Source organism: Janthinobacterium sp. EB271-G4-3-2, assembly GCF_020858035.1.
GTDB lineage: Bacteria > Pseudomonadota > Gammaproteobacteria > Burkholderiales > Burkholderiaceae_D > Janthinobacterium > Janthinobacterium aestuarii.
This window is the reverse complement of record NZ_JACYMG010000009.1, coordinates 268,733-276,157: the sequence shown is the minus strand read 5'-3', so window position 1 is coordinate 276,157 and position 7,425 is coordinate 268,733. Positions and strand designations below refer to the sequence as shown.

Sequence of the window (7,425 nt, the reverse complement as noted above, 5' to 3'; positions counted from 1 at the left end):
ACCACAAATCTGATCGATTACCTCGTACGTTCGATCCCTTCCGACATCAAGAGCGCGGTAGCCTTTTTTAAAATGGATTTCTCCCGCTCTAACCGCTCGATGCGCGCCTCAAGTTCCTGTATACGCTGCTGGTCCGGCGTGATTGCCTTGCCCTGTGGTGTGATCCCTTGTCGCTCCATCTGCAGTTGCTGCACCCAGCGGCGCAGCACCGATTCGCCGATGCCAACGGATCGGCTTGCCTCCACATGGCTGTATCCTTGATCCAGCACCAAGCTTGCTGCTTGCTGTTTGAATTCAGGGGAAAACGTACGTCTTTGCTTGCTCATCAAACACCTCTCCATGGCGAGCATTCTCGCCTAAATTGGTGTCCGGGTACATTAAACCACTACATCCCGATTATTTCGCACTGAGCAGAGAGCAAGGAAGGTATGCCTCATCATTTGTCCGTGGCGATGCGGTATCTAACCCGGAACTCTTTGCCGACGACAAAATCAGGACCGATATTTCTCAGAAGGGGGGCGCGTTGAGGTTAGTAAAATCGGTAGTGAGACAGATCGCACACGAGACTCTTCTATCGTTACTTCCAGATGATGAGAAAGCTAAGTATCAGGCAACCATACCTAGACCTGTAGATACCGGACACCCCATTATAATCGTAAAAATCCGTTACCTTGATGATATTTATGCATGATGCCGGGCTAGGTGCTGCCCACGGCAGAGTATCTCCTGAATTCCGTTTTTGAGGCGACCAGAGACCGACCAGAAACAAAAAAGCCCACGAACGCGAATTCGTGGGCTTCTCTGAAGTATTTGGTAGGCCGTGCGGGATTCGAACCTGCGACCAACGGATTAAAAGTCCGCTGCTCTACCAGCTGAGCTAACGACCCAAAAACTTTACAACTGAACTGCGGTAACGCTATGCCGTATCAACATGCTTGCCATGATGACGACTGAATCTTGGTAGGCCGTGCGGGATTCGAACCTGCGACCAACGGATTAAAAGTCCGCTGCTCTACCAGCTGAGCTAACGACCCAAGGGCGGCTATTATGACGGCCAATGGCGGTTTTGGGAAGGGCCGGGGCGGAAAAAAGCCTTGCATGACCCTCATGCACGGTCTAATATAGGTAGATAGTCTACCTATTTATATATTCCCATGCCCATTACCGAAGACCTTCCCATCCCCGAACGCGCGCTGGCGCTGTCCGATGACTTGCGCGTGGCGTTCAAGCGCCTGTTGCGCTCCATGCAGCGCGAAGGGGGCGAGCTGGAGGGTAACGTATCGATGATGCAATACATGCTGCTGGCCCTGATCCACGAGCAGCCGGGCATCGGCGTGGCCGCGCTGGCGCGTCTGCAGAATGTGCGCGGACCGACCGTCAGCGCCCAGGTCAAGGCGCTCGAAGAGGCGGGGCTGGTCGAGCGCGGCGCGCCCGATCCGCAGGACCGGCGCCGTTCGGGCCTGCAGGTGTCCGCGCAAGGCCTGGCCATCCTCGAAACCCTGCGTGCGCGCCGCCGCGATGCGCTGGCGCGGCGCATCGCCCGCTTGTCACCGCAGCAGATCGATGCACTGGAAGCGGCCATGCAGCCGCTGCTTGAGATCGGACAAGCATGAGCGGCCACGATCACGCCGCAGGCGCAGACAAAGGCGCTGCGAAACCCGTCACCGAACGCGAAGTGCGCGCCATTTACCTGGGCCTGATGGCCGTGCTGGGCCTGGGCGCGCTGGACCAGAGCATCGTCGCCACGGCCCTGCCGCGCATCGTCGACGACCTGGGCGGCATGGCGCATTTGTCGTGGGTGGTGACGGCCTACGTGCTGGCCTCGACGGCCACCATGCCCCTGTACGGAAAGCTGGCCGACCAGTACGGCCGCCGTCCCATGATCATTACGGCCCTGCTGACCTTCTTGCTCGGATCCGTGCTGTGCGGGTTGGCGCAGAACATGACGGAACTGATCATCTTCCGCGCCATCCAGGGCTTCGGGGCGGGCGGCTTCATGCCGCTGGCGCAAATCATTATCGGCGACATCGTGCCGCCGGCCGAGCGGGGCAAGCGGCAAGGCATGGTGCCCATCGTGTATGCCGTCACCAGCGTGCTCGGTCCCGTGCTGGGCGGCGTCATCACGGATGCCTTGTCGTGGCACTGGATTTTCTACGTCAACCTGCCCATCGGCGCGGCCGCTTTTGTCATCATCGCGCGCGCCATGCGCAAGCCGGCGCGCACGCATGCGCACAAGATCGACTATCTGGGCTCGGCCTTGCTGACGGGCGCCGTCACGGCGGCCCTGCTGGTGCTGGCGCTGGGCGGCACGGAGTGGCCGTGGGATGCGCTGGCCATCAAGGTATGCGGCGGCGTCGCGCTGCTGCTTGGTATCTGGCTGGCGGTGCACGTGGGCACGGTGGATGAACCCGTGCTGCCGCCCGACCTGTTCGAGAACCGCACTTTCAATATCGCCAGCCTGGTGATGGCCGTGACCTTCATGGGCCTGATGGGCGCCAGCGTCTTCTTCCCCCTGTTCTTCCAGCTGGTGATGGGCACCAGTCCGGCGGAGTCCGGCGTGATGACGGTGCCGATGATGGTGGGGCTGGTGGCGTCTTCGATGTTCAACGGCCGGGTGCTGTCGCGCTCGGGCAAGTACAAGATGGTGCAGGTGGCGGGGCTGGCTGTGGCGCTGCTGGCGTTTGCCGTGCTGGCCTGGGCCATGGAAACGTCGCGCGGTTACTGGGTCATCGAGCCGGCCATCTTCCTGCTCGGCACGGGACTGGGATTGGTGATGCCGAACATGACGATCGCCGTGCAAAATGCCTTGCCCCTGGCGCGGCGCGGCGTGGGCACGGCCATGCTGGCCTTTTTCCGCTCGCTGGGCGGCTTGCTGGGCGTGACGGCATCCGGCGCCATCCTCGCGCACCAGTTGCACCAACATGGTGTGGAAGCCGTGTCGGCGCTGGGCGCGCATGCGGCGGTGCAGACGGTGGAGGTGTACCGCCATGCGATCGCCAGCGTGTTTGGCGCCGGCGCCGTGCTGCTGCTGGCGGGACTGGTCTTCCTGTTGTTCTTGCCGGAACTGCCCCTGGAGGGGCATCCGGCAACGTTAAAGCCCAAGACCGATCAGTAGCGCTCGAGCCAATGCGCGTACGGTGCCGGCAGGGTCCACGAGGCGCGTTCGACGCCGAGTTCTTTGGCGGCAAAGTATGCCCAGTGCGGATTGGCCAGGTGCGCCTTGCCGACCATCACCACGTCGAGCTGTTCTTCCTTGACGACGCGCTCGGCGATGGCCGGCGTGCCGAAGCCCCAGGCGGACGAGACGGGCACGCCAGCTTCGCGGCGCACGCGCTCGGCGATCGGTCCCATGAAGGCCGGGCCCCACGGAATCGATACGTCGGGAATGGTAAAGCCCATGCTGACGCTGATCATGTCCATGCCAGCATCCTTGAACTGGCGCACGAGGCCGATGGATTCGAGCAGGGTTTGCTCGTCGCGGCCGTCGAATTCCAGCACGCCGAAGCGGATCGTCAGCGGCAGGTGCTCGGGCCATACTTCACGCACGGCTTTCAATGTTTCCAGCAGGAAGCGGCTGCGGTTTTCCACGCTGCCGCCATAGATATCGTTGCGCTGGTTCGAGTGGGCGGAAAAGAAGCTTTGCGCCAGGTAGCCGTGGGCGAAGTGCAGTTCCAGCCACTCGAAGCCCACTTCACGGGCGCGAATGGCCGCGTCGACGAAGTTCTGTGTCACGCGGGCGATATCGTCGAGGTCCATGGCGCGCGGCACCTTGCCCAGGCCGCCGCCGAAGGCGATGGCGGACGGGGCGATGGTTTGCCAGCCGCGCGCGTCGCCTTCAGGAATGTGGTCGTCGCCTTCCCATGGACGGTTGGCGCTGGCCTTGCGGCCCGCGTGGGCGATCTGGATGCCGGGCACGGAGCCGGCCATCTTGATGGCTTTGACGATGGGCACGAAGGCTTGCGCCAGGTCATCGTTCCAGATGCCCGTGCAGCCGGGCGTGATGCGCCCTTCGGGCGCCACGGCCGTCGCTTCGACGATCACCAGTCCCGCGCCGCCACGGGCCATGCCCGCGTAGTGCGACAGATGCCAGTCGTTGGCCTGGCCATCGACGGCCATGTACTGGCACATGGGCGGCACGGCGATGCGGTTGCGCAAGGTGATGTCTTTGAGGGTGTAGGGCTGGAAGAGGGCGGACATGGTGGCCTTTGTGTGTGTGGATGAAAAAGTAGGGGGAGATGCTGATTCGGTAGTTCGTAAATATTCGAAGAATGGAATTAGTATAGCGCATGCTGTATGATTCTGCACATGCGTCCACACAAACATCCTGCCGCCAGCGAATTCGTCCTCGAACGCGTGCTCTACGCCTTGAGCGATTCCATTCGCCTCGACATCGTGCGCCACTTGGCCAGGGTCGACGCGGCCGCTTGCGGCGACCTGGACGGCGGACGGCCGAAATCGACCGTTTCCCACCATTTCAAGGTCTTGCGCGAATCGGGCCTCGTCTACACGGAAAACGCGGGCACGACGCACATGAACACCCTGCGCCGCGCCGATATCGAGAGCCGTTTTCCCGGCTTGCTCGGCGCCATCCTCGCGCAGCAGCCGCAAGCGAATCAGCCCTGAATCAGCCCTGAATCTGCCGTAGAATGCCTGCAAGATTGCCGAATTTGCAGCATGGGCGGGCAGTCCTGACCTGAAGGGCTGAAGACGCATGAAAAATTTCGCACGGTATCGCTGGTGGTGCGCCGCCGCTTTCGTATTGCTGACTGGCTGCTGGCCTTATACGGAGCCGGCCACGGGCGAATATGCCGCCGTGCTGCGGCGCGGCGAAAAGGTGACCAAGGCCGACACGTACGGGCGGTTTGCCGCCTTGTCGGTCGAGTACCGCCAAGGCGGCGGCTCCCTGATGTCCACGCACAACAATTCCATGCGGCTGATCCATAGCGATAAAGTCGTCGTCAAGGCCACCGATGGCATCGAACGCTGGACCGACTTCGCCCAGCCCGTGTATTTCGTCAGATTGCCTGACGATGACAGCGTGCTGGCGCTGGTCCACGAGCAAGCGGGCAAGGCCGTGGTCGAGAAGATCGCGGCGTCGAAAGACGGCTACCGGGGCACCGAGACGTACACGCATGGTTTTCCATTGTCCCCAGGCGTGCGCTATTTTCCCGGCGACCAGCGCCCCGGTTTCCTGTTGCGTGGCTTGCCGCTGAAAACCACTGTGTTGCCCAGTCCGAGCGAAGGCGACGGCCAGCTGCAAGCCTATGTTCTGGCGGCCATCTCGCCCGACGGGACATCGTTTGCCTATGTCGACAGCGAATATGCGCCGTCCGTGGTGCTCGTCGTCGATGCGGACGGCAAGCGGCGCGACCCGATCCCGCTGCCGAGAATTTACCTGGCGGACGCGCCCACCTACCAATTCCACCCTTACGAGCGGCTATGGGCCTGGTCGCGCACGGCGCTGCCATGGCACAAGAACGGCGCGGGCAGCTGGGAAGTGCGGCCGGACGGCACCGCGCCCGAGGCTGCCGGCGCGCGTAATGCGGTCGAGCAATTGTTTATCAGCGATCAGACGGGTTACCGTAGCTGTTTTGCCGCCGCCAATGCCGCCTGTTTGCCGGGCTGGCGCGCCGCGAACGCCGCCGAGCAGGCCATCACTTTTGTGCGCGATGGCGACGCGCCGCCGTTTGCCTACGCGCCGTCGGCCCCTGCAAGCGCTTTCGGCGCCGGGGTCGGCTTGCTGTTGTTGTCCGGGGGATGCTGCCGTGTGCCGTCTTATCATTTGTATCTCGATGGCGCGCCGGCGGCGGCGGCCGCGCAATTGTCCGCACGCTTGCGCGAGAGCAAGACGCCTTTCGTGCGCGTCGACGAGTGTCCGCGCCGCGCCGGCAATGAGGGCAAGTGCGCGGCGCAGCTGGCCCGGCAGATCGGGCGGCCCGAATCGCTCGGGCGCGAACTGGAGCAGTTGCTCGATACCTGGGAAGAGCGGGATGGCGTGCTGTTCGTCATGCCGTCCATGGCGGTCGCCGTGCGCGCAAACGCGCAGGGCGGCAGCGTGATCCAGACCCTGTTGCGTGCCGATTTGTCGCGCAAGGATTGATATCGGTCGCCTGCCGCGCGTCACCGAAGTGCCAGGCTCGGCTATGATGTCGGCCTTTCGGTAAATCCCCGGCCGCGCGCCCGTTGCGCGCATGGCTGGCGAGACTACCTGGCACGGCAAGGATAGGGAATGACGGCAGCAGCAGTGGTATCACAGGCGGACCTGGCACATCGTCCGCAGTTTGGCTGGATCAATGGTTTGAAGGCGGGCGCGGCGCAGTTGATCGTGTTGCACCATCTGGCGTTTTACGGGCCCATGTCCGACTACGTGCAACCGCTGTGGCCCGAGTTGCTGGACTGGCTCGGTGGCAGCGCGCGCATCGCCGTGCAAGTGTTCCTCGTCATCGGCGGCTTTCTCGTCGCCAAATCGCTCTCGCCCGCAGGCCGCCCCGGCATCGCCAACCCTCTACAAGCGGTCTGGCGCCGCTATGCCAAGCTGGCGCCACCTTTCCTGGCCGCCACCCTGCTTGCCGCCGTGATCACCCCTGTGGCCGGCATCTGGATGATGCACGACTCCATGTCGGCCGCCGTCACCCTGGGCCAGCTGAGCGCCCATGCCTTGCTGCTGCATGGCGTACTGGGCTATGAGTCGCTGTCGGCCGGCGCCTGGTACGTGGCCATCGATTTCCAGCTGTACCTGCTGACCGTATCGCTGCTGTGGCTGAGCGGCCGCGTGGCGGGACAGCGGCGCCGGCACTGGCTGATGCCGCTGGCCGTTACCGTCGGCATCGCCTTTTCCCTGCTGTATTTCAATCTGGACGCGGACTGGGACAATTGGGCGCCGTATTTCTTCGGCAGTTATGGTCTGGGCATGCTGGCCTGGTGGGCCAGCGATCCGGCCCGTAAACCTGGCGCCATGACCGTGCTCATGGCCATGGCCGCCGTGCCCGTCCTGCTGGCCCTGGCCGTCGACTACCGCAGCCGCATCGTTCTGGCCCTGATCGTCGCCTGCGCCCTGTTCCTGTTCGGCCGCGCCCGCACGCCCGCGCAAGGCCGCGCTTGGGGCATCGTCAACGCGCTGGGCCGCATCTCGTATGCCGTGTTCCTCGTGCACTTTCCCGTCAGCCTGCTGGTGAATGCCTTGTTTATCACGTATGTGCCGCTCGAACCGGAGTGGCAGGCCTTGGGCATGCTGACGGCCTGGGGCGCCAGCCTGGCGGCGGGCGCCGCGTTTTACCGCTGGGTGGAGGTGCCGCTGGGGCGGGTGATGGGGACGGTGGTCGCGCATCTGGCTGGAAGGCCGGCGTTGGCGTCGCGTTGAGACCAGAGATGTAGCTTCTCTGATGGTGCCCTTGCTTCGAAAACAGGGCTGGATTTTCCCATTAT

6 protein-coding genes, 2 tRNA genes and 1 pseudogene are annotated in these 7,425 nt (G+C 63.3%); 5 read left to right on the top strand and 4 right to left on the bottom strand.

Translation table 11 applies throughout. The features are described from left to right. The 3 genes and pseudogenes from IGS55_RS19840 to IGS55_RS19830 all read right to left on the bottom strand — a co-directional run. Positions 1–326, bottom strand: a pseudogene (locus IGS55_RS19840) (transposase); the annotation flags it as partial. A 485-nt stretch (positions 327–811) separates the two neighbouring features. Then, positions 812–887: transfer RNA gene (locus IGS55_RS19835), tRNA-Lys, on the bottom strand. A gap of 71 nt (positions 888–958) precedes the next feature. Further along, positions 959–1,034: transfer RNA gene (locus IGS55_RS19830), tRNA-Lys, on the bottom strand. Positions 1,035–1,154: 120 nt separating this feature from the next. Here IGS55_RS19830 and IGS55_RS19825 point away from each other — a divergent pair. Together IGS55_RS19825 and IGS55_RS19820 are read left to right on the top strand one after the other, a co-directional pair. Then, entirely contained in the window at positions 1,155–1,613 is a 459-nt protein-coding gene (locus IGS55_RS19825; RefSeq protein WP_230519466.1) for a MarR family winged helix-turn-helix transcriptional regulator, read from the top strand. Continuing rightward, positions 1,610–3,115, top strand: coding sequence for an MDR family MFS transporter (locus IGS55_RS19820; protein ID WP_230519465.1), 1,506 nt, complete (start codon positions 1,610–1,612; stop codon positions 3,113–3,115). The genes IGS55_RS19825 and IGS55_RS19820 overlap by 4 nt, the downstream gene beginning before the upstream one ends. On the opposite strand, the gene IGS55_RS19815 is transcribed toward IGS55_RS19820, so the two are convergent. Then, positions 3,109–4,197 carry an NADH:flavin oxidoreductase/NADH oxidase gene (locus tag IGS55_RS19815; RefSeq protein WP_230519464.1) on the bottom strand — a complete coding sequence of 363 codons (1,089 nt, stop codon included), beginning with the start codon at positions 4,195–4,197 and terminating at the stop codon, positions 3,109–3,111. The genes IGS55_RS19820 and IGS55_RS19815 overlap by 7 nt on opposite strands. Positions 4,198–4,305: 108 nt before the next feature. Between IGS55_RS19815 and IGS55_RS19810 the strand changes: the two genes are divergently transcribed. The 3 genes from IGS55_RS19810 to IGS55_RS19800 all read left to right on the top strand — a co-directional run bounded on the left by IGS55_RS19810 (position 4,306) and on the right by IGS55_RS19800 (position 7,360). Then, complete coding sequence (locus IGS55_RS19810; RefSeq protein WP_230519463.1) at positions 4,306–4,623, top strand: ArsR/SmtB family transcription factor; 318 nt, start codon at positions 4,306–4,308, stop codon at positions 4,621–4,623. An 88-nt stretch (positions 4,624–4,711) separates the two neighbouring features. Further along, on the top strand, positions 4,712–6,100 hold the full coding sequence (locus tag IGS55_RS19805) for a hypothetical protein (protein WP_230519462.1): 1,389 nt from the start codon (positions 4,712–4,714) through the stop codon (positions 6,098–6,100). 129 nt (positions 6,101–6,229) lie between these two features. Then, positions 6,230–7,360 carry an acyltransferase family protein gene (locus IGS55_RS19800; protein ID WP_230519461.1) on the top strand — a complete coding sequence of 377 codons (1,131 nt, stop codon included), beginning with the start codon at positions 6,230–6,232 and terminating at the stop codon, positions 7,358–7,360. Positions 7,361–7,425: the final 65 nt, after the last annotated feature.